7 protein-coding genes are annotated in these 25,617 nt (G+C 77.4%); all 7 read left to right on the top strand.

Annotated elements, in window-relative coordinates:
* The first annotated feature begins 27 nt into the window (after positions 1 to 27).
* The 7 genes from asnB (at position 28) to NRO40_RS22840 (ending at position 25,616) form a co-directional block, all read left to right on the top strand.
* Positions 28 to 1,908 carry an asparagine synthase (glutamine-hydrolyzing) gene (gene asnB, locus NRO40_RS22810; protein WP_058944723.1) on the top strand — a complete coding sequence of 627 codons (1,881 nt, stop codon included), beginning with the start codon at positions 28 to 30 and terminating at the stop codon, positions 1,906 to 1,908.
* Positions 1,905 to 2,681, top strand: a complete 777-nt coding sequence (locus tag NRO40_RS22815; RefSeq protein WP_257375580.1) for an aspartate/glutamate racemase family protein — start codon at positions 1,905 to 1,907, stop codon at positions 2,679 to 2,681. The genes asnB and NRO40_RS22815 overlap by 4 nt, the downstream gene beginning before the upstream one ends.
* Positions 2,678 to 4,411 (top strand): non-ribosomal peptide synthetase, encoded by a 1,734-nt coding sequence (locus tag NRO40_RS22820; protein ID WP_058944725.1) that lies wholly within the window; start codon positions 2,678 to 2,680, stop codon positions 4,409 to 4,411. Before NRO40_RS22815 ends, NRO40_RS22820 begins: the two co-directional genes overlap by 4 nt.
* Complete coding sequence (locus NRO40_RS22825; protein WP_257375485.1) at positions 4,408 to 11,118, top strand: non-ribosomal peptide synthetase; 6,711 nt, start codon at positions 4,408 to 4,410, stop codon at positions 11,116 to 11,118. Before NRO40_RS22820 ends, NRO40_RS22825 begins: the two co-directional genes overlap by 4 nt.
* Before the next feature lies 1 nt (position 11,119).
* Positions 11,120 to 11,857 (top strand): aspartyl/asparaginyl beta-hydroxylase domain-containing protein, encoded by a 738-nt coding sequence (locus NRO40_RS22830; RefSeq protein ID WP_058943077.1) that lies wholly within the window; start codon positions 11,120 to 11,122, stop codon positions 11,855 to 11,857.
* 317 nt (positions 11,858 to 12,174) lie between these two features.
* Positions 12,175 to 16,833 (top strand): type I polyketide synthase, encoded by a 4,659-nt coding sequence (locus NRO40_RS22835; protein WP_257375486.1) that lies wholly within the window; start codon positions 12,175 to 12,177, stop codon positions 16,831 to 16,833.
* A complete protein-coding gene (locus tag NRO40_RS22840) occupies positions 16,830 to 25,616 on the top strand; it encodes a non-ribosomal peptide synthetase (protein ID WP_257375487.1) in 8,787 nt (2,928 codons plus the stop codon). Before NRO40_RS22835 ends, NRO40_RS22840 begins: the two co-directional genes overlap by 4 nt.
* Position 25,617 lies beyond the last annotated feature (1 nt).

The following is a 25,617-nucleotide window of genomic DNA, read 5'->3' on the forward strand; positions in this document are numbered from 1 at the left end:
GCGGGTGTGAAACGGGGATTTTCCAACGTGTGTGGAATTACGGGCGTGTTCTCCCTCGACGGGGCGCGTCCGATGCAAACTCATGTCCTTTCGGAAATGATTTCCGAACTTGCCCACCGAGGCCCGGACGACGCCGGGCGCCACGTCGGCGAAGGAATCGCGCTGGGATTTCGCCGGCTCGCCCTGAACGATCTGGAACGGGGCAATCAGCCGCACTTCTCGGAGGACCGCGACCTCGTCTCCGTCTGCAACGGCGAGATCTACAACCACCGTGCCCTGCGCGAGGAACTGGCCCGCGCCGGGCACCGGTTCCGCACGGCCTGCGACACGGAGGTGCTGGTCCACCTCTACCGCCGCCACGGCACCGGCCTCACCGCGCGCCTCGACGGTCAGTTCGCCTTCGCCCTGTACGACGCGACCGCCCGGCGGCTGCTCCTCGCCCGCGACCACGCGGGGATCGTGCCGCTGTTCTACACCGTCGTGGACGGACTGCTCGTCTTCGGCTCCGAGATCAAGGCGATCCTGCGCCACCCGGCGGTGCGGCCCCGTGTCGACCTGCGCGGCCTCGACCAGGTCCTCACCCTCCCCGGACTCGTCAGCCCGCGCACCATGTTCGAGGGCATCCACTCCCTGCGCCCCGGCGAGCGGCTCGTCGCCGACGCCTCCGGCGTCACCGTGGAGCGGTACTGGGACCTCGACTACCCCGACGCCGGAGACCTCCCCCCGCTCGGCGGCGACATCGACGCCGAACTCGGCGCCGCCGCCGACCGCGTGGCCGCCCTCCTCGACGGCGCGGTCCGCGACCGGCTCGAAGCGGACGTGCCCGTCGGCCTGTACCTGAGCGGCGGACTCGACTCCAGCCTCCTCGCCGCGCTCGCCGCCAGGGCCCGCCCCGGCCGCACCTGGCCCAGCTACTCCGTCGTCTTCCCCGGCCACGACTTCGACGAGAGCCCCCACCAGCGGCTCGTCGCCGCGAAGCTCGGCACCCGCCACCACGAGGTGCCCGTCCACGCCGCCGACGTCGCCGACCGGCTGCGGGCCATGGTCCGCCACGCCGAGACGCCCGTCCGCGAGTCGTACAACGTCTGCTCGCTCAAGCTGTCCGAGGCGGTCCGCGCCGACGGCACCGTCGCCGTCCTCACCGGCGAGGGCGCCGACGAGCTGTTCGGCGGCTACCCCGGATACCGGTACGACGCCGCCGGGCTCGGCGGCAGCCGCCTCACCGGCCTCGACGCCCACCTGGAGCGGGAGATCCGGGAGCGCATGTGGGGGGTCGACATCGGCTACGAACAGGACCAGATCACCACCCAGGAGATCCGCCGCGACCTGTACTCCGCCGACCTCGCCCCGTCCTTCGACGCGTTCGCCGTCACCTCCCAGCGGCTCGTCGACGCCGACCGGCTCAAGGGCCGCCACCCCCTGCACCAGCGCTCCTACCTCGACTTCCACCTGCGCCTCGCCGACCACCTCCTCGGCGACCACGGGGACCGCATGGCCCTCGCCAACGCCGTGGAGCCCCGCTTCCCGTTCCTCGCCCGGCCCGTCGTGGACCAGGCCGTCGCCCTCCACCCCGCGCTGATGGTGGCCGGCGGCGCCGAGAAGGCCGTCCTGCGCCGGGTCGCCGGGCCGCTCGTCCCCGGCGAGGTCCTCGCCCGGCCCAAGTTCGGCTTCCGCGGCCAGACCAGCGGGCACCTCCTGAACACGGGCGCCGACTGGTTCGAGGAGCTGCTCTCCCCGTCCCTCGTGCGGCGGCAGGGCTACTTCGACCCGGACACCGTCTCCGCGCTCGTGCGCCACCACCGCGACCGGGGCGACCAGGTGCACGCGCACCTCGACACCGACTACCTGATGGTCATCGCCACCTTCGCGCTCTTCGTCGAGGAGTTCGGGCTGCCGTGCCTCGGATGACGCCCCTCGCCGCCCCCGCCCCCGCCCCCGCCCCCGCGCCCCGCACCGGCCCGGCGACGGCCGCGGCCGGCACCGCCCGGCCCGGCCTGCCCCTGGTCGGCGTCGTCGGCGGCATGGGCCCCCTCGCCTCCACCGAACTGCTCCGCAGCGTCTACCTCCCCGCCGACGGCCGCCCCGAACAGGAGTCGCCGCGCGTCCTGCTGTGGTCCGACCCCGCCGTCGTGGACCGCACCGAGGCCATCGGCACCGGCCGCCTCGAAGCGCTCCGCGAAGCCGTCGAGCGGGCCGTGCGCGGCCTCGTCGCCGCGGGCGCCGAACGGGTCGTCGTCGCCTGCGTCACCGCCCACCGCGTCCTCGGCGACCTCCCCCCGGACCTCCTCGGCCGCTGTGTCTCCCTCGTCGACGTCGTCCACGCGGAACTCGCCCGCACCGCCCGCCCCCACCTCCTGCTGTGCACCGAGGGCACCGCCCGCGCCGGGCTCCTCACCACCGGCCCGCACGACGCCGTCCGCCACCTCGTCCCCCTCAGCCCCGACGACCAGCAGGCCCTGCACCGCGAGGTGTACCGCCTCAAGGCCGGCGGCGACCCGCTGCACACCGTCGCCTTCCTGCGCGCGGCCCTGCCCCGCTACGGCGTAAGGCACTTCGTCGCCGCCTGCACCGAACTCCACCTCGTCACCCAGGCCCTCACCGCCGCGGGCCTGTCCGCGGAGTTCCCGGCCATCGACCCCCTGGCCGTCGTGGCCGGGCGGATCAAGAACGGAGAGCTGTGAGCCACACCACGATCCTGCGCCACTGGGCCGACCACGTGGAGAAGGAGCCGGAGGCGGTCGCCCTCGCCACGCCCTCCGGTGACTGGACCCGGCAGCGGCTCGCCGCCCACGCCGCCGGAGTGCGCGAACGCCTCGCCGACGGCGAGGGGCCGGTGCTCGTCGCCTGCGCCGAACCCGCCCCGGTGATCGCCGCCATCCTGGCCTGCGCCGCCACCGGCCGCGCCTTCGCCCCCGTCGACACCCGCCAGCCCGCCGCCCGCTGGACCGCCATCGCCGAGGACCTCCGCCCCACGGCCGTCGTCACCGACCGCGCCGGACGCGCCGCCCTCGCCGCGGGCGGCCCGTACGACGACACCATCCGGTACATCGACGCCGAGGACACCGAGCACGGCACCTGGCACGCCGACGACTGGCGCGACCCCGGCACCCCCGACGCCGGATACGTCTACTTCACCTCGGGCACCACCGGCCGGCCCAAGGGCATCAAGGGCAGCCTGGAGGCCGTCGAGCACTTCCTCGACTGGGAGACCGCCGAGTTCGGCGTCGGACCGGGCACCCGCGTGTCCCTGCTCACCTCGCCCGGCTTCGACGCGTTCCTCCGCGACACGCTCCTGCCGCTCCGCGCCGGGGGCAGCGTCCACGCCGCCCCCTCCGGCGCCGTCCCGGTCGGCGCCGGACTCGCCGCGTGGCTCGACGCCGGGCGGATCGAGGTGCTGCACTGCGTGCCCACCGTCTTCCGCACCCTGCGCGCCGCCGGCCTCACCGCCGGGTCCCTGCCCGCGCTGCGGACCGTGCTCCTCGCCGGGGAACCCGTACGCCCCTCCGACGTCGCCTGGTGGCGCGGCCTGTTCGGCGACGACAAGACCCTGGTCAACCTGTACGGCCCGTCCGAGACCACCATGACGAAGGTGTACCGGCGCCTCGGGGCCGAGGACGCGGGCGCCGGGACCGTCCCCGCCGGCCTGCCCATGCCCGGCGTCGAGGTCCGCGTCCTCGCCGCGGGCGCGCCGGTCACCGGCACCATCGGCGAGATCGAGATCCACACGCCGTTCCCCCTCCGCGGCTACCTCGACGGCCGCCCCGGTGGCTTCGCCGGCACCCACGCCTATCGCACCGGCGACCTCGGGCGGCTCCGCGACGACGGCGTCCTGGAGGTGCTCGGCCGCCGCGACCAGCAGGTCAAGGTCAACGGCGTACGCGTGGAACTCGGCGAGGTCGAGGACGTCCTGCGCCGCCACCCCGGCGTCCGCGACGCCTGCGCCGCCGCGGTCGCCGAGGACGGCGACGCCGACCCCGTGCTGTGCGCCTACGTCGTCGCCGACGACACCGTCACCGACGAGGAGCTGCGGGCCCACACCGCCGCGGGGCTCCACCCCGGCAGCCGCCCCTCCCTGTACGTACGGCTCGCCGCGATCCCCCGCACCCTCAACGGCAAGGCCGACCGGCGCGCCCTGCCCGTGCCGTCCGCGGTGCGGGCCGCCACCGCCGACGACGCCCCCCGCGACGGCGCCGAAGCGGAGATCGCCGTGCTCTGGTGCGACCTGCTGCACCTGTCCGCCGTCGGCCGCCGCGACAGCTTCACCCTCCTGGGCGGCGACTCCCTCGCCATCGCCCGGCTCCTGGACCGGCTCCGCTCGCGGTTCGGCGTCGACGTGCCGCTGCGGGTCTTCGCCGAGGACCCCACCGTCGCCGGGCTCGCCGCCGCCGTCACCGGCGGGAGCGGCCGATGACCGCGCCCCTGCCGCCGCGCCCGCGCCGGGACCGTGCCCCCCTGTCGTACGCCCAGCGCGCCATCTGGCGGGCCGAGCAGCTGCTGCCCGGCAGCGCCCTGCACAACGAGACCGCGGCGTTCCGCCTGACCGGGCCCGTCGACGCCGACGCCCTGGAGCGGGCCCTCGCCGTCCTCGCCGCCCGCCACGAGGCGATGCGGTGCGCCGTCCTCACCGACGACGACGGCGAGCCGTACCAGCACATCGCCGACCGCACCCGTCCGGCCGTCGATCTCACCGACCTCACCGGCCTGCCCGAGGACGCGCGCGAGGAGCGCCTGGCCGAACTCGTCGCCCGCGCGGCCACCGAGCCGTTCGACCCGGCGCGCCCGCCGCTCATGCGCACCCGCCTGTTCCGGCTCGGCGACGACCGCCACCTGCTGCTGTTCGTCGCCCACCACATCGTCGTGGACGCCTGGGCGTTCGGCGTGTTCCTGGAGGAACTGGCCGCCCAGTACGCCGCCGAGACGGGCGGCGGCCCCGCCCTGCCCGAACTCCCCTCCGGCCGACGGGACTTCGGCGACTACGCCGCCTGGCAGCGCACCGACCCGTCCGCCGGGAGCGGCCTCGCCCACTGGCGGGAGCGGCTCGGCGGCGAGCTGCCCGTGCTGAGCCTCCCCGCCGAACCGGCGCCGCCCGGCGCGGCCCGCCCCGACGAGACGTCGGGCGCCGTCCACCACTTCACGCTCCCCGCCGGCCTCGTCACCCACCTCGCCGCGCTCGCCCGCAGCCGCGTCGCCACGCTGCCCGCGACGCTCCTCACCGCGTTCTGCGCGGTCGTCCAGCGCTTCACCGGCCAGGACGACCTGGTCGTCGGCATGCCCGTCGCCACCCGCAACCGGCCCGCGCTCGGCGCGATGGTCGGCCCGCTCCTCAACGTCATCGCCCACCGCGTCGACCTCTCCGGCGTCCCCACCTTCGACGAGGCCCTGGCCCGCACCAGGCGCGACCTGAAGGCGGACCTCGCCCACCGGGACACCCCCTTCGACCTGGTCGTCGAGGACCTCGCCCCGGCGGCGGGCGGCCGCTCCCCGCTGTTCCAGCTCATGTACGCGTTCCACAGCGGCCCCACCACCACCCTCGCCCTGCCCGGCGTCGCAACCGTGCCCGCGCCCTCGCACAGCGGGACCGCCAAGTACGACCTGTCGCTGTTCCTGCGGCCGAGGCCGTCCGGCGACCTCGACGCCGGACTGGAGTACCGGACCGCCGCGCTCGCCCCGCACACCGTCGCCGCGATCGCCGAGGGGCTGCTGTGCCTGCTGGAGGCGGCCGTCGCCGACCCCGGCCGCCCGCTCGCCGACCTGCCGGTCGCCGCCCCGGAGGCGTACGGGCGCGTCGTGACCGGCTTCAACACGGCCGACCGCACCCCCGCCCCGTGGCCCACCGTCCCGCACGCGCTGCGCGCCCTCGCCGCCCTGCGGGGCGACGCGCCCGCCGTCGGACACGGCGACGACGTCCTCACCCGCGCCGGCGTGGACCGGGCGGCCGACCGCGTGGCAGCCCGACTGGCCGGCCGGCACGGCGTGCGCCCCGGCGACCGGGTGGCCCTGCTCGCCCCCCGCGACAGCGCCCTCGTCCCGCTCGTCGCCGGGATATGGCGGGCCGGGGCCGTCCTCGTGCCGCTCGACGACACGATGCCCGAGGAGCGGGCCGCGTACGTCCTCGCGGACAGCGGCTCCCGGCTGCTCGTCACCGGCCACCCGGACCGGCCCGCCCCCGACGGGGGCCCGGCCCTCGCCGCGTGCGCCGACCTGCTGGCGGAGACCGGGCCCACCGGGACGGTCCCCTTCCCCGACGGCCCGCCGCCGGACTCCCTCGCGTACCTCATGTACACCTCCGGCTCCACCGGCCGCCCCAAGGGTGTGGCCGTGCCGCACGACCGGGTCGCCAACCTGCTGCACGCCGTCGTCCGCGAACCCGGCATGGGCACCGGCGACGTGCTGGTCGCCGTCACCGCCCTGACGTTCGACATCTCCGTGCTGGAGCTGTTCGCGCCGCTCGTCGCGGGCGGCCGCGTCGTCGTCGCCCCGCACGACACCGTCCGCGACCCCGCCCGCCTCGCCGCGCTGCTGCGCGGCTGCGGAGCCACGCTCGCGCAGGCCACGCCGTCGCTGTGGCGGGCCCTCGTGGACAGCGGCTGGCAGGGCCTGCCCGGCCTGCGGATCCTCAGCGGCGGCGAACCCCTCGACCCCGCGCTCGCCGCCCGCCTCCTGGAGCGCGGCGCCGAGCTGTGGAACCTGTACGGCCCCACCGAGACGACCATCTGGTCCACGGCCGGGCGCGTCCTGCCCGGTGAACCGGTGACCGTCGGCCGCCCGCTGGCCCGCACGTACTGCCACATCCTCGACCGGCACGACCGGCCCGTCCCGCTCGGCGCGACCGGGGAACTCGTCATCGGCGGGTCCGGTGTCGCCGCCGGCTACTGGAACCGGCCCGACCTGACCGCGGCCGTCTTCGTCCCCGACCCGGTCGGCGCCGATCCGCTCGGCACCGGCGACCCCGCCGCGCCCGTCTACCGGACCGGCGACCTGGCGCGCTACCTGCCCGACGGGCGGATCGTCGTCCTCGGCCGCGCCGACCAGCAGGTCAAGATCCTCGGCCACCGCGTGGAACTCGGCGAGATCGAGGCGCACCTGACGACCCACCCGCTGGTGCGCGCCGCCGCCGTCGTGGTCGACCGGCAGCGCCCGGCCGCGCCCCGGCTCGTCGCGTTCGTCGTCCCGGACGGGGCTCCGCGCGGCGTTCCCGGCGGTGTGGAGGGCGTCGCTCCGGACGGCGCGGAGGGCGTCGCGGACGGCGGTGGCGCCGAGACGCCGGGCGCCGTGCTGCGCCGCCACCTGCGGGGCCTGCTGCCCGCCGCCGTCGTCCCGGCGGTCATCACGACCGTCGGCGAACTGCCGCTCAACACCAGCGGCAAGGTCGACCGCCCCGCCCTGACCCTCCGGGCGCGCGCCCTCACCTCGGCCACCGCGCCCACGGCCCCCGCCGACGACGCCGAACGGGCCGTCGTCGCCCTCTGGGCCGACCTCCTGGGCGCCGCGCCGGACACGGTCGGCACCACCGACGACTTCTTCGCCGCGGGCGGCAACTCCATCGTCGCCACCCGCCTTCTCGGGCGGACCCGCGACGCCCTCGGCCGCGCGCCGTCGCTCGCCGCCTTCTACGCGGACCCGACCCCCCGGGGCCTCGCCCGCGCCGCGCGGGAGGCCGCCGGGCCCGGTACCGCAACGGCCGGCCCGGCCGCCGCGCCCGGCGGCGCGGAGCCCCGCCCCGACGGGCCCGTACCCCTCACGGACCAGCAGCGCCAGCTGTGGCTGACGCAGCGCCTGGCGCCGGAGTCGGCCGCCTACAACCTGGCCGCCGCCGTCCGCCTCGACCGGCCCGTCGACACCGGCGCGCTGGGCCGCGCCCTGCGCGACCTGGCCGGACGGCACCGGATACTCGCGGCGCGCTGCGCGCTCACCGACGACGGCCCCGTCCTGCTGCCGCTCCCCGCCGAGTCGGTACGCCCCACGGTCCTGCACGCTCCCGAGGAGGTGCGCGCCCGGGGCGCGGAGGCGGTCGAGGAGTGGCGGGACGGCGTCCTGCGCGCCGAGGCCATCCGGCCCTTCGACCTGGCCGAGGGCCCCCTCCTGCGCGTCGCCCTGCTGATCGCGGACGCGGAGGGCCCGGCGGACGACGCGGCGGGAGGCGCGGCGGACGGCGGCGCGGAGGAGGCGTCCGGGCCGGTGCTGCTGCTGACCGCCCACCACCTCGCGGTCGACGGCTGGTCCATCGGAGTCGCCGTCCGCGAACTGGCGGCGCTCCACGCCCACCACACCGGCGCCGGGCCGCTCCCCGCCCCGCCCGCGCTGGACTTCGCCCGCCACGCCGCCGCCCTGACGGCCCCCGCCGCCGAGGCGACCCGCGACGCGCACCTCGCGTACTGGCGCGACCGCCTCGACGGCCACCCCGGCGTGCTGGACCTGCCCGCCGACCCCGACGCCGCCCCCCGGCCGACCGGCGCGGGCGCCACCGTGCCGTTCCGGCTGGCGCCCGGCGAGACCGCCCGGCTCCGCGCGGCGGCGGTCCGGCTGCGGGTCACCCCGTTCACGCTGCTGCTCAGCGTGTACGCGTCGCTGCTCGGCCGGTACGGCGGCACCGACGACGTGCTGGTCGGCGTGCCCGCCGCCAACCGGGGCGCCCCCGGCCTCGACGGGCTGATCGGCTCCCTCGTCACCACCCTGCCGGTCCGCGTGGACCTGCGCGGCGACGTGTCGTTCGCCGCGCTCGCCCGGCGCACGGGGCAGCGCCTGGCGGACGACCTCGACCGCTCCCTGGTGCCGCTCGACCGCCTGGTGGACGCCCTCGGCCTGCCCCGCGACCCGGCACGGCCCGCCCTCGTGCAGGCCACGCTCGTCCTCCAGGACGCGATACCGGCCCGGGTCCGGCTCGGCGACGCCTCCGGCGAGCTGCTGCCGGTCCCGACGGGCACCGCCAAGTACGACCTCACCCTGGCGCTGGAGGAGCACCCCGACCGGATCGACGGCGTACTGGAGTTCGCGACCGGCCGGTTCACGCCCGCGTGGGCGGCCCGCTTCACCGGCCACCTGGAGACCCTGCTGCGCGCGGCGCTCGACGACCCGGACGCCGAGGCGGCCGCGGCCCCCGTCGACCCGCACCACGCCGAGACCCCGTCACCCCGCCCCGCCGCTCCCGCCGGCACCTGGCGCAAGGCCCACGCCACCCCCGTCCACGAACTGTTCCGGGCCCGCGCCGCGGAGCACCCCGACGCGGTCGCCGTCCGCCACGACGGGCGGGCCGTCACGTACGGGGAGCTGGACGCCTGGAGCGACCGGATCGCCGGCCGGCTCCTCGGCCGGGGCGCGCGGCCGGGCCGGTTCGTGTCCGTGCTGCTGCCGACCGGGCCCGCGCAGACGGCGGCCGTCCTCGGCGTGGCGAAGGCCGGTTCGGCGTTCGCCGTGCTCGACGCCGACTCGCCGCAGGCGCGCCTGCGGGCCGTGCTGGACGACGCCGAACCGCTGTGCGTGCTCGCCGCCGAGTCCTGCCTCGCCGCGCTGCCGGACCTGTGGGACGCGGCCGCCGGGACGTTCGGCGGGGTCCCCGTGGAGCCGCTCGACCCGGCGCTCCCCGAGCCCGGCGCCCAACCGGCCGCGCCCGCACCGGAGTCCGCCGCCCGGCCCGCGCACGAGGCGACCGGCGACGACCCGCTGTGCCTGGTGTACACGTCCGGCTCCACCGGCAGCCCCAAGGGCATCGTCCTGCCGCACGCGACGCTCGCCCAGTTCGCCCACTGGCAGGGCGGGACCTTCGGGGTGCGGCCCGGCAGCCGTGTCGCCCAGTGGGCCCCGTTCACGTACGACGCCGCCTACACCGAGGTGTTCGCCGCGCTCTGCCACGGCGCCGCCCTGTGCGTCCCGGCCGACCACGTCCGGCGCGACCCGGTGGCCCTGGCGTCCTGGCTGCGCGCCGAACGCGTCACGCAGATCCAGACCGTGCCCGGCTTCCTCACCGTGCTCACCGAGGCCCTCGACCGCGGCGGCGCCGGGCTCCCGGACCTGGAGCACCTGCTGCTCGCGGGGGAGGTGCTGCCCCCGTCGCTCGCCGCCGCGTGGGCGGACCGCCCCGTACGGCCCCGCCTGCACAACCTGTACGGGCCCACCGAATGCGTGCTGGCCACCCACCGGGAGCTGGCGCCGGGGGAGCGCTTCCCGTCGTCCGTGCCGATCGGGCGGCCCATCCCCGGCCGGGAGGCGCTGGTACTGGACCACCGGGGCCGCCCCTGCCCGGTCGGCGTCGTCGGCGAGATCCACCTGCGCAGCGACCTCCTCGCCGGCTCGTACCACCGCAGGCCAGAGGAGAGCCGCCGCGCGTACGTCCCCGACCCGTGGCGGCCCGGCGGCACCCTGTACCGGACCGGTGACCTCGGCCGGGTGCTGCCCGACGGCGAACTCGCCTTCACCGGCCGCACCGGCGGCCTGGTGAAGATCCACGGCAACCGCGTGGAGCTGGAGGAGATCGAGGCGATCCTGGAGTCCCACCCGGACGTACGGGAGGCCGCCGCCGCCCTCCACGGCACGCCGTCCGCGCCCCGCCTCGTCGGGTACGCGGTCGTCACCGGCGACGTGTCCCCCGCCGCCCTGCGGGCGCTGCTCGCCGACCGGCTGCCCGCCCCGGTCGTCCCGGAACGGGTGGTGCTGCTCGACGCCCTGCCCCGCACCCGCACCAACAAGCGGGACCGGGCCCGGCTGCCCGTACCGGAGGCGGCCGTCCCCGACGCGTCGGCGCCGCCGGCGGAAGGCGCCGAACAGCTCGTCGCCGACGCCTGGCGCCGCGTGCTGGGCGCCGACCGGGCCGTGGGCCGCCACACCAACTTCTTCGAGGCGGGCGGCAACTCGCTGCTCGCCGCCCGGCTGCAACTCGACCTCGCCGACCGGCTGGGCCGCCCCGTACGGCTCGTGGACGTCTTCGCCCGCCCCACCGTCGCCGAGTTCGTCGCCGGTCTCGACGCGCCGGGCGGCGCCTCGGACGCCGGCCCGCACGGTGACCCGGCCGGTGCGCGGGCGGACGACGCGGCCGCGCGCGGCGACCGGCGCCGCGCCGCCGCGCGGGCCCGCGCCCGGGGACGCGCCGCCGGCCGGACCGACCCCACGACAAGGAGTAACTGACATGGACGTACGAAGCGTGATGACGGAGCTGCGCGACGCCGTGGGCTCCGACGGGCTGGAGCGGGTCGAGGAGTGCCTGGCGATCCTCGTCGGCGAGAAGGCCCCCGAGTACCTCCACGACGACCAGGAGCCGACCCGCCTGTTCTTCCCCGGCATCAGCGCCCTGCCGTGGCACGACACGGCCGCCCGGCCGTGGGTGGCGGGGATGGAGGCCGCGTTCGAGGAGATCCGCGCGGAGTTCCTGGCGCTGCGCGAGGCGGAGGCCCGCTTCGCCCCGTACGAGGACCTCTACACCAAGGAACTCGGCTGGCAGGGCTGGGACACGTACCAGATCTACCGCGACGGGGCCTGGCGCGACGAGGCCCGCGAGCGCTGCCCGAGGACGGTCGAGGCGCTGGCCGCGACCCCGCACGGGCCGCGCGACGGCATGTTCACCGTCCTCAACCCGGGCGTCCACATCACCCCGCACACGGGCGGCGTGAACCTGCTCCTCACCGCGCACCTCCCGCTGATCGTCCCGCCCGGCTGCTCCATCAAGGTCGGCGACGACGAGCGCGGCTGGGAGGAGGGCAAGGTCATCCTCTTCGACGACAGCTTCATCCACGAGGCGTGGAACCGGGGCACGCAGCAGCGCGCGGTCCTCCTGTGGGACGTCTGGCACCCCGACCTGACGGAGACCGAGGTCCGCGCCCTCGAACACCTCATGCCCCGCTTCCAGCGCTACCTGATGGCGGTCTGACCCACCGCCGCCGGACGGACGGCCCGGCCGTCCGCCGCGGACCGCGACCCGGTCCGCCTCCGGACGCGGCCCCGTCCCCCGGGACCGGGCTCCGTCCGCCGGGGCGGTGCCCGGGGCCGCCCCCCGTCCGCCCACGGGACGCCCCTCCCGCCCGCCGACCGCGGAACCGAACGCCCCGCCCTCCGCGGGCCGAACGCCCCGCGGACTCACGCCCGTCCGCCGACGGGCCGGAACGCCTGCCGGCCGGGGGACGGCGCGCCGTCCGACCGCCCCGCCGCCGCGCGGTGCCCGCACCGAGCCACCAAACGGAGACCAACGTGTACGCAGAGCCAGTCCGGCCCGACCGGGACGACGACACCGACGGCCGTATCGCCGTCATCGGCATGGCGGGGCGCTTCCCCGGAGCCGGTTCCCCCGACGAGCTGTGGAGCCTGCTGGTGGCGGGGGAGGACGCCGTCACCCGCTTCACGCCGGAGGAGCTGACCGCCGCGGGCGTGCCCGCCGCCGAGGCGGCCGCGCCGGGGTACGTCCCCGCCAAGGGCGTCCTCGACGACATCGCGGGCTTCGACTCCCGGCTGTTCGGCTACAACGCGCTGGAGGCGTCGGTCATCGACCCGCAGCAGCGGATCTTCCTGGAGTGCGCGTGGGCCGCGCTGGAGGACGCGGGCTGCGACCCGGACCGCTCCGCCGGTCCCGTCGCCGTCTACGCCGGGTCGCTGCTGAGCACGTACCTGGTCCACAACCTGCTGCCCCGCGCCGACCTGCGCGCCACCCTCGGCGTGCCGCTGCTGTTCCAGAGCAACCAGCCCGACCAGCTCGCCACCCGCGCCGCGTACAAGCTGAACCTGCGCGGGCCCGCCGTCACCGTGCAGACCGCGTGCTCCACCTCCCTCGTCGCCGTGCACATGGCCGTGCAGAGCCTGCTCGGCCAGGAGTGCGACGTGGCCCTCGCGGGCGGTGTCACCGTCACCGTGCCGCACCGGGCCGGATACCTGTCCGTCGAGGGCGGCATCGAATCGCCGGAGGGACGCTGCCGCCCGTACAGCGCCCAGGCCGACGGCACCGTCTTCGGCAACGGCGCGGGTGTCGTCGTCCTCAAGCGGCTCGCCGACGCCCTCGCGGACGGCGACCGGGTGCACGCCGTGCTCCTCGGCTCGGCGGTCAACAACGACGGTGCCGCCAAGGCCGGTTACACCGCGCCGGGCGTCGCCGGTCAGACGGCCGTGATCCGCGAGGCGCTGTCCGTCGCGGGCGTGTCGCCGCGCACCATCGGCTACGTCCAGGGCCACGGCACGGGCACCGCGCTGGGCGACCCCATCGAGGTCGAGGCGCTCACCCGCGCCTACCGGGCCGCCGAGGCCGACGAAGCCACCGAGGCCGGGGCCGAAGCCGGGGCCGGGGGCGGCGCCGCGGCCTCCGCGGACGGCGCCGCGGCCCCCTGGTGCGCCCTGGGATCGGTCAAGTCGACCGTCGGCCACCTCGACACGGCCGCCGGGGTCACCGGCCTGATCGCCGCCGTGCAGGCGCTGCGCCACGGCACGATCCCCGCCACCCTGCGCGGCGACGGCGCGACCGCCGCCGACGCCCTGGCCGGCACCCCGTTCCACGCGACCGCCGCGCCCGTCGACTGGCCCCGCGGCGACACGCCGCGCAGGGCGGCCGTCAGCGCCTTCGGCATCGGCGGCACCAACGCCCACGTCATCCTCGAGGAGGCCCCGCGCCGGCCCGCCGAGGACGCCCCTGCCGACGGCACGCCCGCCGTGCCGGTCGCGCTGCCCCTGTCGGCCCGCACCGCCACCGCGCTCGACACCGCCGCCCAGCGGCTCGCCGCGCACCTGGAGGCCCACCCCGGCGTGCCGCTCGCGGACGTCGCCCGCACCCTGCGCACCGGCCGCCGCCTGTTGGACCACCGCCGGGTCGTCCTGGCCCGGGACACCGCCGGAGCCGTCGCCGCCCTGCGCGCAGGCGGCCGGGGCGACGCCGTCGCCGCCCGCACCGACCGGGTCGACGCCCCCGTGGCGTTCCTGCTGCCCGGCCAGGGCACGCAGCTGCCCCGCATGGCGCTCGGCCTGTGCGACGCGCACCCCGTCTTCCGGGCCGCGTTGGAGGAGTGCGCCGCGCTGCTGCGGCCCCTGCTCGACCGCGACCTGATCGCACTGCTGCGCGACGGCACGGAGGAGGAGCTGCGCCGCACCGACCTGCTCCAGCCCGCCGTCGTCGCAGTGGGCCACGCCCTGGCCCGGCTGTGGGAGCACTGGGGCGTACGGCCCGCCGCGCTCCTCGGGCACAGCCTGGGCGAGTTCACCGCCGCCACCCTGTCCGGCGTCTTCGACCTGCCCGACGCGCTGCGGCTCGCCGCCGTACGCGGCCGCCTCATGGCGGAGACGGCGCCCGGCGCCATGCTCGCCGTGCCGCTCACGGAGGACGCCGCGGCCGAGGAGGCCGCCGCCCGCGGACTGGACCTCGCCGCCGTCAACGGACCCGAGGCCGCCGTGCTGTCCGGCCCGGCCGACGCCGTCGAGCGGGCCGCCCGCGCCTTCGAGGAGCGCGGCCTGCGGGCCCTGCGGCTCCCCGTCGACCGGGCCTTCCACAGCGCCCTGTGCGACGAGGCCGCCGCGCGGTTCGCCGACGAGGTCGCCCAGGCCGCCCGCCACGCGCCCCGCGTGCCGTTCGTGTCCGGCGTGACCGGCGACTGGACCACCGCGGAACAGGCCGCCGACCCCGGCTACTGGGCCCGTCAGATGCGCGCCCCGGTCCGCTTCGACCGGGGACTGCGCACCCTGACCGCCCTCGACGAGGGCCTGGTGCTGGTCGAGAACGGCCCCGGCAGTGTCCTCACCGACCTGGTGCGGTCCGCGCGGCCCGGCGCCGACGCCCCGCGCACCGCCCCGGCGCCGCTCCCCTCACGCGGCCGCCGCGGCCCGGAGGACGAGCCCGCGAGCGCCGTCCTGTCGCTGGCCGGACTGTGGGCGCACGGCGCCTCCGTCACCTGGGAGCCGGCCGGGCCCGGGGCCCGTGTCACCGGCCTGCCCGGCTACCCGTTCGAGCGCCTCCACCACTGGATCGACCCCGGTACGGCGGCCACCCCCGGCGGCGCCGCCCCCGCGGGCGCCGCCACGGAGCAGGACCTCGCCGACGCCCTGCACGCCACGCTCGTCTGGCGCCCCCTCGGCACGGGCACCGGCACGGGCACGGACACCGGGACGGCCCCGGGCGCGGACGGCGAGGCCGCCGACCCGCTGCGCGGCCGCCGCCAGACCTGGCTCGTCCTCATGGACCGCCAGGGCGCCGCGCAGCCCGCCGCCGACCTGCTGACCGCGCGCGGCCAGATCGTCACCGTCGTACGGCCCGGCCCCGAGTACCGGCGCGTCCGGCGCGGCGTGTACGAACTCGACCCGGCCGACCCCGCCCAGTACGCCAAGCTCCTCGCCGACCTGCGGGCCCTCGTCCGCACCCCGACCGCGATCCTGTACGCCTGGGGCCTCGACAGCGGCGACGACGCGCGGGACGGCGGTGCCGACGAGACCGCCTGCTACTTCGGGCTGGTCCGGCTGGCCCGCGCCCTGGCCGAGGAGAGCGTCGTCAACGACGTCCGCCTCGGCGTGCTCACCGCCGGCGCGTTCCGCACCGCCCCGTCCGAGCGCCCCGACCCGGCCGCCGCGATGCTCAGCGGCCCCGTCCAGGTGCTGCCCGAGGAGTACGCCAACCTCCGGTGCGCCCAGATCGACCTGGCGGCCGGCGCCGCCCTCGACGAGACCGCCGCGCAGGCCGTGCTCGGGGCCGTCCTCACCGCACCCGCGCGCCTCCTCGCCCTGCGCGACGGCACGCTCCTCACCCGTACCGTCAGCACCGCCGAGCGCCCCGTCCCGGCCGCGCCCGTCCGGCTCGCCGACGGCGCCACCTGGGTCGTCATCGGCGGCCTCGGCGGCATCGGCCGTACCCTCGCCGCCGACCTGGCCCGCACCCGCGGCGCCCGCCTCGCGCTGCTCTCCCGCACCGCCCCGGAGACGGACGGCGGGAGCGGGGCGCGGGACGACGGCGGACACGCCGCGTTCCTGCGGGAGCTGCGCGACGCGGGCGCCGAGGCCGTCGCCGTACGCGCCGACGTGACCGACGCCGCGTCGCTCGCCGCCGCCCTCGACCGGGTCCGCGCCCGGTTCGGCCGCATCGACGGCGTCGTCCACGCCGCGGGCCTGCCCGGCGGCGGCTCCGTCGCCCTGCGCGGCGACGATGAGGCCCGCGCCGTGTTCGCCCCCAAGGTCGACGGCACACGCCACCTGCTCGCCGCGCTCCGCCCCGACGAGGCGGACGTCCTGGTGGTCTGCTCCTCCCTCGCCACCCTCGTCCCCACCTACGGGCAGGCCGACTACGCCGCCGCCAACGCCTACCTGGCCGCCGCCGCGGAGGCCGAGGCCGCCGCGGGCACCCGCCACGCGATCGCCGTGGACTGGGACATGTGGGCCGGGGTCGGCATGGCCGCCGACGCCGAGGTCCCCGCCGACCTGCGCGCCCTCCAGGAGCGCATGCTCGCCGGCGCCCTCACCGCCCGCCAGGGCGCCCGCGCGTTCGCCGCGCTGCTCGACGGACCCGCCGGACGCCATGTGGTGGCCCGCCCGTCGGCGGTCGTCACCGACGGCACCCTCAGCCTGGCCGCGGACGAGCCGCCCGCGGCGCGGCCCGCCGCCGTCGCGCTGCCCCGCCCGGACCTCGCCACCCCGTACACCGCGCCGAGCACCCCGACCGAGGAGCGCCTCGCCGAGATCTACGGCGAGATGCTCGGCATCGACCGGGTCGGCGTCCACGACGACTTCCTCGACCTCGGCGGGCACTCCCTGCTCGCCGCACAGATCGTGGCCCGGCTCCGCGCCGAGTTCGACGTCGAGGTGCCCGCCCGCGCGTTCTTCGAGGGCGGCCGCGTGGCCGACCTCGCCGAGCTGATCGAGGACCGCATCCTCGCCGAACTGGAGAACCAGTGACCAAGCCCACCGGCCGGGAGGACCGACTCGCCCGGCTCACGCCCGCACAGCGGGCCGCGTTCGAGGCCCGCGCCCGCGGCCGCGCCGCCGCGACCGGCACCGACACGCCCGCCGCCGCTCCCGGAACCCCGGACGGCGCCCCCGGCCGGGGCGCCGTCACCCCGGCCCCGCGCCCCGCGCCGCTCTCCTTCGGCCAGGAGCGCCTGTGGTTCCTGGAGCAGCTCGCCCCCGGGCTCGGCGTCCACAACGAGTACGTCGGTCTGCGGCTCACCGGCCCGCTCGACCTGGTCGCGCTCGACGGCGCCCTCACCCGGCTCGCCGACCGCCACGAGGCGCTCCGCACGGTCGTCGACACCGTCGACGGCACCCCGCTCCAGCGGGTCCTGCCGCCCGGCCGCTCCGTCTTGGAGGTCGTGGACGTGGAGCCCGGCGCGGAGGAGGCGCGGGCCGAGGAGGAGGCCGCCCGCCCGTTCGACCTGGCGCGCGGCCCCCTGTTCCGGGCCGTGCTGCTCCGCTCGGCGCCCGACCGCGCGCTGCTGGTCGTCGTCAACCACCACATGGTCGGCGACGCCTGGTCCCGCGCGGTCCTCGTCGACGAACTGTGCGCCGGTTACCGTGCCCACCTCGACGGCACCGGCGCCGACGCCCCCGCGCCGCCCGTCCAGTACGGCGACTTCGCCGCCTGGCAGCGCCGCGAGCTGACCGACGAGAACCTCGCCGGGCACCTCGCCTACTGGCGGGAGCGGCTCGCGGGCGCCCCGCCGCTGCTCCACCTCGCCGCCGACCGGCCCCGCCCCGCCGTGCCCACCCACCGGGGCGGCCGGGTCCGCTTCACCCTGGACGCCGCGCTCACGGAGGCCGTCGAGGCGGCGGCGCGGCAGGCCCGCGCCACCCCGTTCATGGTGACGCTCGCCGCCTGGCAGGCCGTCCTCATGCGCCACTCGGGCCAGGAAGACATCGTCGTCGGCGTCCCCACGGCCGGACGCGACCGGCCTGAACTGGCGGGTCTCGCCGGGATGTTCGTCAACAGCCTGGTGCTGCGCGCCGACCTGGCCGGCGACCCGTCGTTCGGCGAGCTGCTCGGCCGGGTGCGAGAGGCGTCCCTCGGCGCGTTCGCCCACGCCCAGGTGCCCTTCGAGCGGCTCGTCCGCGAGCTCAGCCCCGACCGGGACCTCGGCCACGCGCCGCTCTACCAGGTGCAGTTCGGCTACCGGAACGTCCCCGAGCGGGCCTTGTCCCTGCCCGGCGTCGACGTCGAACCCGCCGACCTCGACAACGGCCTGTGCCGCATCGACCTGAGCCTCGAACTGGCCCGGAACGGCGACGTCACCGAGGGCGTCTGCGAGTACAGCCGGGACCTCTTCGACGAGCCGACCGCGCGGACGCTGACCGAGGCGCTCGTGCGCGTCCTGCGCCGCGCCGCCGCCGACCCGGATCGGCGCCTGTCCGAACTGCTCGCCCTCACCCCGGCCGAGCAGGCACTCCTCGACGCGGCCGGCGACGGCGGGCCCCTGCCGGACGACGCCCCCGACGTGCTCGCCGCGTTCGCCCGGGCCGTACGGGCCCGGCCCGACGCCGAGGCCGTGACCTGTGCGGGCGAGACCCTCACCTTCCGCGCCCTGCGCGCCCGCGCCGAGGGGGTCGCCGCCCGGCTGCGGGACGTGGGCGTCCGCCCCGGCGACCGGGTCGGCGTGGCCCTGCGCCGCTGTGCCGACCTGCCGGCCGCGCTGCTCGGCGTCCTCACGGCGGGCGCCGCGTACGTGCCGCTCGACCCGGACTACCCGGCGGAGCGGCTGCGGTACGTGTGCGAGGACGCGGCGCCCGCCGCCGTCCTGGTCCACGCCGCGACCCGCGCCACCTTCGCGGACGGCGTCGTCTCGCCCGGGACGCCCCTGGTGGACACCGACACCGCCACCGATTCCGCCACGGTCGTCACGGCCGCCGGGGAGGAGGGGGACGGCGGCCGTCCGAACCCGGAGTCCGCCGCGTACGTCATCCACACCTCCGGCTCCACCGGCCGGCCCAAGGGCGTGGTGGTCCGCCACCGCAACCTGACGGCGTTCCTCGCCGCGATGGACCGGGTGGTGGAGACCGGCGGAGAACCGGTCACCTGGCTCGCCGTCACCAGCGTGTCGTTCGACATCTCCGTGCTCGAACTGCTGTGGACGGTCAGCCGGGGCCACCGCGTGGTCCTCACCCCCGACAAGGATCGCGCCCCCGCCCCGGCTCCCGCGGCTGAGGAGCCGGTACGCGAACGGGTACCGGAGTTCAGCCTGTTCTACTTCGCCAGCGACACCGGCGGCACCCCGCCCGGACCCGGCCAGTACCGGCTCCTCATGGACGGCGCGCGCTTCGCCGACGAGCACGGCTTCAGCGCCGTGTGGATGCCGGAGCGCCACTTCCACGCGTTCGGCGGGCCGTTCCCCGCCCCGTCCGTGCTCGCCGCCGCCGTCGCCGCCACGACCCGGCGCGTCGGCGTCCGCGCGGGCAGCGTCGTCATGCCGCTGCACCACCCGGTCCGCGTCGCGGAGGAGTGGTCCGTCGTCGACAACCTGTCCGGCGGCCGCGTCGGCGTGTCCTTCGCGTCCGGCTGGCACGTGGACGACTTCGTCCTCGCCAAGGACGCCTACGACGACCGGCAGGCCCGCACGCTCACTGGCATCGACCAGGTGCGGCGGCTGTGGCGCGGCGAGCGCGTCCCCTTCGAGGGACCCGGCGGCCGTACCGTCGAGACCGCCGTCCTGCCCCGCCCCGTCCAGCCCGAACTGCCGTTCTGGCTCACCTCGTCCGGTAACCCGGAGACCTGCCGCGCCGCCGGCGAGGCCGGCGCCCGGCTGCTCACCCACCTGCTGGGGCAGAGCGTCGAGGAGCTCGCGGAGAAGATCGCCGTCTACCGCGAGGCGTGGCACCGCGCCGGGCACGCCGGGGCGCCGCACGTCACGCTGATGCTGCACACCTTCGTGGGCGCCGACGTCGACGACGTGCGCTCCCACGCCTGGGAGCCGTTCCGCTCGTACCTGCGCTCCTCAGTCGGGCTCGTCCAGAACATGGCCCGCGCGCTGGGCGTCGACATCACCGCCGACGACTTCACCGAGGACGACCAGGAGGCCCTCCTCGACCACGCCTGCGCCCGCTACCTCGCGGACAGCTCGCTGATCGGCACCGTCGAGGACCGGATGCCGCTCGTCCGCCGGCTCACCGAGGCCGGGGTGGACGAGATCGCCTGCCTGATCGACTTCGGTGTGGACGAGGACGCCGCGCTCGGCGCGCTGCCCGCGCTGGCCGCCCTCGGCGACCGCGCGGCCACCGCCGCCGCGCCGGGCACGGCCCCCGCGCGGGCCGGGAGCGGCGACGGCGCCTCGCCGACCGCCCTGATCCGCGCCCACGGCGTGACCCACCTCCAGTGCACGCCGTCCCACGCCCGTGCCCTCCTCGACGAGGAGGACGCGGCGGCGCTCGGCACCCTGCGCGAACTGCTTCTCGGCGGCGAACCCCTCGACGCGGGCCTCGTCGGCGCGCTCGCCCGGCACGTGCGCGGCACGATCCGCAACATGTACGGGCCGACCGAGACCACCGTCTGGTCGACGACCGACACGGTCGACCCGGCCGCGGGCGCCGTCACCATCGGACGGCCCATCGCCGGCACCACCGTCCGCGTCCTCGACCCGCACGGCCGCCGGGTGCCGCCCGGCGTCCCCGGTGAGCTGTACATCGGCGGGGCCGGGGTGACCGCCGGCTACCTCGGGCGCCCGGAACTGACCGGCGAGCGCTTCGTCCCCGCCGACCCCGCCACGACCGGAACGGGCGAGGACGCCGCCGGGCGACCGCGCCTCTACCGCACCGGCGACATCGTCCGCGTACGCCCCGACGGCCGCCTCCAGTACCTGTCCCGCAACGACAACCAGCTCAAGATCCGGGGCTTCCGCGTCGAGGCCGGGGAGGTCGAGGCGGCGCTGACCGCCCTGCCGTCCGTGCGCCAGTGCGTGGTCACCGCGTACGAACCGGGCACCTCCCGCGCCGCCCTCGCCGCCTACCTGGTCCCGGCCGCGCCGGACGCCCCGCCCGCCCCGGCGGAGCTGCGCGCCGAACTGGTCGGCCGCCTGCCGTCGTTCCTGGTCCCCTCGCACTTCGTGATCCTCGACGCCCTGCCGCTCACCGGCAACGGCAAGGTGGACCGGGGCGCGCTGCCCGCGCCGGTGCCCGAGCGGACCGGCGCCGGGGAGCTCACCGCGCCCCGCACCCCGACCGAGGAGACCGTCGCCCGGGTGTGGGCCGACGCCCTGCGCACCGAACGGGTCGGCGTCCACGACGACTTCTTCGCGCTCGGCGGACACTCGCTGCTGGCCACCCAGGTCGTCGCCGGGATCCGCCGCGCGCTCGGCGTGCGGCTGCCGCTGCGCACCCTGTTCGAGGCGCCCACCGTCGCCGGCCTCGCCGCCGCCGTGGACGCCCTCACCGGCACCGCTCAGGACGCCGCGGCGCAGGAGGCGGCCCCGGCCGCGCTCCGCCCCGACCCGGCCCGCCGGCACGACCCCTTCCCGCTCACCGACGTGCAGCGGGCCTACTGGATCGGCCGCAGCGGCACCGTCGGCGGCGACGTGTCCTGCCACCTCTACGTCGAACTCGACGTGGACGACGTGGACCTGGCCCGCCTCGAACGCGCCTGGCAGGCCTTGGTACGACGCCACGACGCCCTGCGCATCGTCGTCGACGAGAACGGCGAGCAGCGCGTCCTCGCCGACGTGCCGGACTACCGCATCGCCGCCGAGGACCTGCGCGGCCTCGCCGCGGCGGAGCGCGAGAGCCGGCTGGAGGCCGTCCGCCGGGACATGTCCCACCAGGTGCTGCCCTCCGAGGTGTGGCCGCTGTTCGACCTGCGCGCCAGCCGCACCACCGGCACCGGCGCCCGCCTCCACTTCGGCATCGACACCCTCATCGCGGACGGCGGCAGCACCCAGATCCTGCTGCGCGAACTCCTCGCCGTGTACCGGGGCGAACTCGACCCGCGCCCGCTGGAGCTGTCGTTCCGCGACTACGTCCTGGCCGAGCGGGCCCGCCGCGAAGGACCGCGGCGGGAACGCGACCTCGCCTACTGGCGGGACCGGCTCGACACGCTGCCGCCCGCGCCGCCGCTGCCGCTGGTGCGCCGCCCCGACGAGCTGGCCGAGACCCGGTTCGGGCGCCGTGAGGCATACCTCCCGGCCGACGTGTGGGCGCGGCTGAAGGAACGGGCCGCCGCCGCGCGGATCACCCCGTCCGCGCTCGCCCTGTCCGCGTACGCCACCGTCCTCGGCGCGTGGTCCGGCGCGGGCCGCTTCACCCTGAACCTCACCCTCTTCAACCGGGTGGGCGACCACCCCGACCTGCCCGCGCTCGTCGGCGACTTCACCGCGCTGACGATGCTGGAGGTCGACGGCGCCACCGACGGGGCTTTCGAGGCGCGGGCGCGCCGCATCCAGGACCGCCTCTGGGAGGACCTGGACCACCAGCTCGTCAGCGGTGTGTGGGTGGCGGGCGAGCTGGCCCGCCGCCGGGGCGTCGCCGAGGCCGTCATGCCGGTCGTCTTCACCAGCGAGCTCGGCGCCGACACCGGCGGCGGCGCACTCGCCGCCGGGCCGGGCGCGCGGGTCGCGTACACCATCACGCAGACCCCGCAGGTGTGGCTCGACCACCAGATCGCCGAGCACGAGGGCCGCCTCCGCCTCACCTGGGACGCCGTGGAGGCGCTGTTCGCGCCCGGCACGCTGGACGACATGTTCGGCGCGTACACGGCGCTGCTCACCGCGCTCGCCGACGAACCGGCCGCCTGGGACGACCCGCACCGCGAGCTCCTCCCGGCCGGCCAGATCGCCCGGTACACGGCGCTCAACGCCACCGACGGGCCGCTGCCGGACGGGCTGCTGCACGAGCCGTTCCTGGCGCGCGCCGCCCGCCAACCGGACCGCACCGCCGTCGTCTCGACCACCGGCACCGTCACCTACGGCGAACTGGACCGGGCCTCCCTCGCCGTCGCCCGCGCCCTGGGCGACGCCGGGGTGCGGGACGGCGACCTCGTCGGCGTCCTCGCCCACCGGGGCTGGGAGCAGGTCGCCTCCGCGATCGGCGTCCTGCGCGCGGGCGGTGCCTACCTGCCGCTCGACGGCGGGCTGCCCGCCGACCGCGTGGCCCGCTCCCTCGCCCACGCCGGGGCCGTCGCCCTGCTGCTCCCGGACACCCTCCCGGACGGCCACCCGGCCGGGGACGCGGCGCCCGACGGCGTGACGGTCCTGCGGTTCGGCGACGCCGTCGACCGCGGCACCGCCCTGGGCTCCGGCCGGGACCCGCGGCCCGCGACCGCCCCCGGCGACCTGGCGTACGTCATCTACACCTCCGGCTCCACCGGCGAGCCGAAGGGCGTGATGACCGACCACCGGGGCGCCCTCAACACCGTCACCGACATCAACGAACGGTTCGGCGTCCACGCCGAGGACCGCGTGTTCGGCCTGTCGTCGCTCGGCTTCGACCTGTCCGTGTACGACATCTTCGGCACCCTCGCGGCCGGCGCGGCGCTCGTGCTGCCCGGCCCCGGCGAGGAGCGCGACCCGGTCCGCTGGGCGCGGCTCGTCGCCGAGCACGCGGTCACCGTCTGGAACTCCGTACCGGCCCTCATGGAGATGCTGCTCGTCCACGCCTCCGGCAACCCGGCGGTGGACGTCGAGTCCCTGCGCCTGGTCATGCTGAGCGGCGACTGGATCCCGGTCGGCATGCCCGGCCACATCCGGCGGGTCGCCCCGAAGGCCGAGGTGATCAGCCTGGGCGGCGCCACCGAGGCGTCGATCTGGTCGGTGCTCCACCCGGTCGGCACCGTCGACCCGGACCGGCCGAGCATCCCGTACGGGCGGCCCATGCGGAACCAGCGGATGTACGTCCTCGACGACGCGTTCCGGCTGCGGCCCACCGGTGTGCCGGGCGCCCTGTTCATCGGCGGCGTAGGCCTGGCCACCGGCTACCGCAACGCGCCCGCGCTGACCGCCCGCTCCTTCCCCGAGCACCCGGTGACGGGTGAGCGCCTCTACCGCACCGGCGACCTGGCCCGCCTCCACCCGGACGGTGAACTGGAGTTCCTCGGCCGGGAGGACTCGCAGGTCAAGGTGCGGGGCATGCGGATCGAGCTGGGCGAGATCGAGGCCGCGCTCGTCCGGACGGACGGCGTCCGCGAGGCCGCCGCCCTCGTCGAGGGCTCCGGCATGTCGGCGCAGCTCGCCGCGTACGTGGTGCGCGAGGCCGCACCGGCGGCGGAGGTCCGCGCCGGGGAGGCGGACGCGGGAGCGGCGGACGCCGCGCCCGCCGCGGGCGGTGCCGCGCTGGACGCCGAGCGGGTGCGCCGGCTGGAGACCCGGCTGAGCCAGCCGGGGCGGCGCCGGGACCTCGCGGGCCGCGAGATCGTCCCGTTCGCCCTGCCCGCCGACACCCGCGCACTGCGGGCCGCGTCCGCCGCGCGCGGCGCCGCGACCCGCTTCGGCCGCGGGCCGGTCCCGGCCTCCGGCCTGTACGCGCTGCTCACCGTGCTCGCCCGGCAGGACGACGAGGGCGTGCCGCGCTACGCGTACGGCTCGGCCGGCGGGCTCTACCCGGTGCAGACGTACGTCGCGGTGGCACCGGGCGGTGTCGACGGCGTCGGCGCCGGAACGTACTACCTGGACCCGGCGGGCCCGGCCCTGGTGGCGCTCGACGGACCGGAGGGCGCCGGACGGGCCCTCGACCCGGCGCTGTTCGGGGAGTTCAACCGGCCGCTGGCCGGGGCGGCCCGCTTCGCCGTGTACCTGGTGGCCAGGAACGCGGCCGTGGCGCCCGTCTACGGCGAACTCGCCCGCCCCTTCGCTCTGCTGGAGGCCGGCGCGATGGCGCAGCTGCTGCGACAGCGCGCCGCCGACTGCCGGATCGGGCTGTGCCCGGTCGGCGACGTGTACGCGGAGCCGCTGCACCGCGTCCTGCGTCTGGAGGACGACCAGACGGTGCTGCACACGCTGCTGGGCGGCCCGCCCGACGGGGCCGCCGCCGGCCTGGGCGACCCGGAGGCGTGGGCGGCGGAGCTCCGCGCCGAACTCGCGCGCAGGCTCCCGGCGTACATGGTGCCCCGGCACGTGCGGGCCGTGGACGCGCTGCCGCTGTCGGCCAACGGCAAGGTCGACCGCAGGGCGCTGGCCCGGCTGGGCGAGGCGCGGGAACCGTCTGCCGCGTCCTCGGCCGCGCCGCCGGTGGCGGGCACCGCGTCCGCACCGCCGGCCACGCCGGTCGCCGCCGCCGTCCCCGCCGCTCCCGCCGTCGCGGGCGGCGCCACTCCGGCCGCCCCGACGCCGCCGGTCGCGGCCGACGGCCGGGGCCCGCTGTCCGGATCCACCGTCGAACGGATCTCCGCGCTGTGGCGGGAGGTGCTGGACGGCCAGGAGATCGCCGTCGACACGAACTTCTTCGACGCCGGCGCGACCTCCATCCACCTGGTGCGCGTCCAGCGCCGGATCACCGAGGAGTTCGGCACGGAGCTGTCGGTCGTCGACATGTTCGACCGCCCGACGGTACGGCTCCTGGCCGAACTGCTCGACCGGTCCCCGGCGCCCGCCCCGGCCCCCGCCGCCCCGGCCCCCGCCGCCCGGTCCGGTGCCGCCGCCGCGGCCCCGCCCGCCGCGCCGGACACCCCGGCCGACGAGGAGGGCGCCGAATCCCCCGCCGGACGGCGTCGGCACCACGAGCGGCGGCGCGCCGCCCGCCGTGCCCAAGGCCCCGGCAGCCCGGCCGCCGACTGAG

Source organism: Streptomyces changanensis (assembly GCF_024600715.1).
Classification (GTDB): Bacteria; Actinomycetota; Actinomycetes; order Streptomycetales; family Streptomycetaceae; genus Streptomyces; species Streptomyces changanensis.

Excerpts from the sequence above, each read along its gene's own strand:
- NRO40_RS22815 (WP_257375580.1), top strand. The coding sequence starts at position 1,905 with ATGACGCCCCTCGCCGCCCCCGCCCCCGCCCCCGCCCCCGCGCCCCGC.
- NRO40_RS22825 (WP_257375485.1), top strand. The coding sequence starts at position 4,408 with ATGACCGCGCCCCTGCCGCCGCGCCCGCGCCGGGACCGTGCCCCCCTG.
- NRO40_RS22830 (WP_058943077.1), top strand. The coding sequence starts at position 11,120 with ATGGACGTACGAAGCGTGATGACGGAGCTGCGCGACGCCGTGGGCTCC.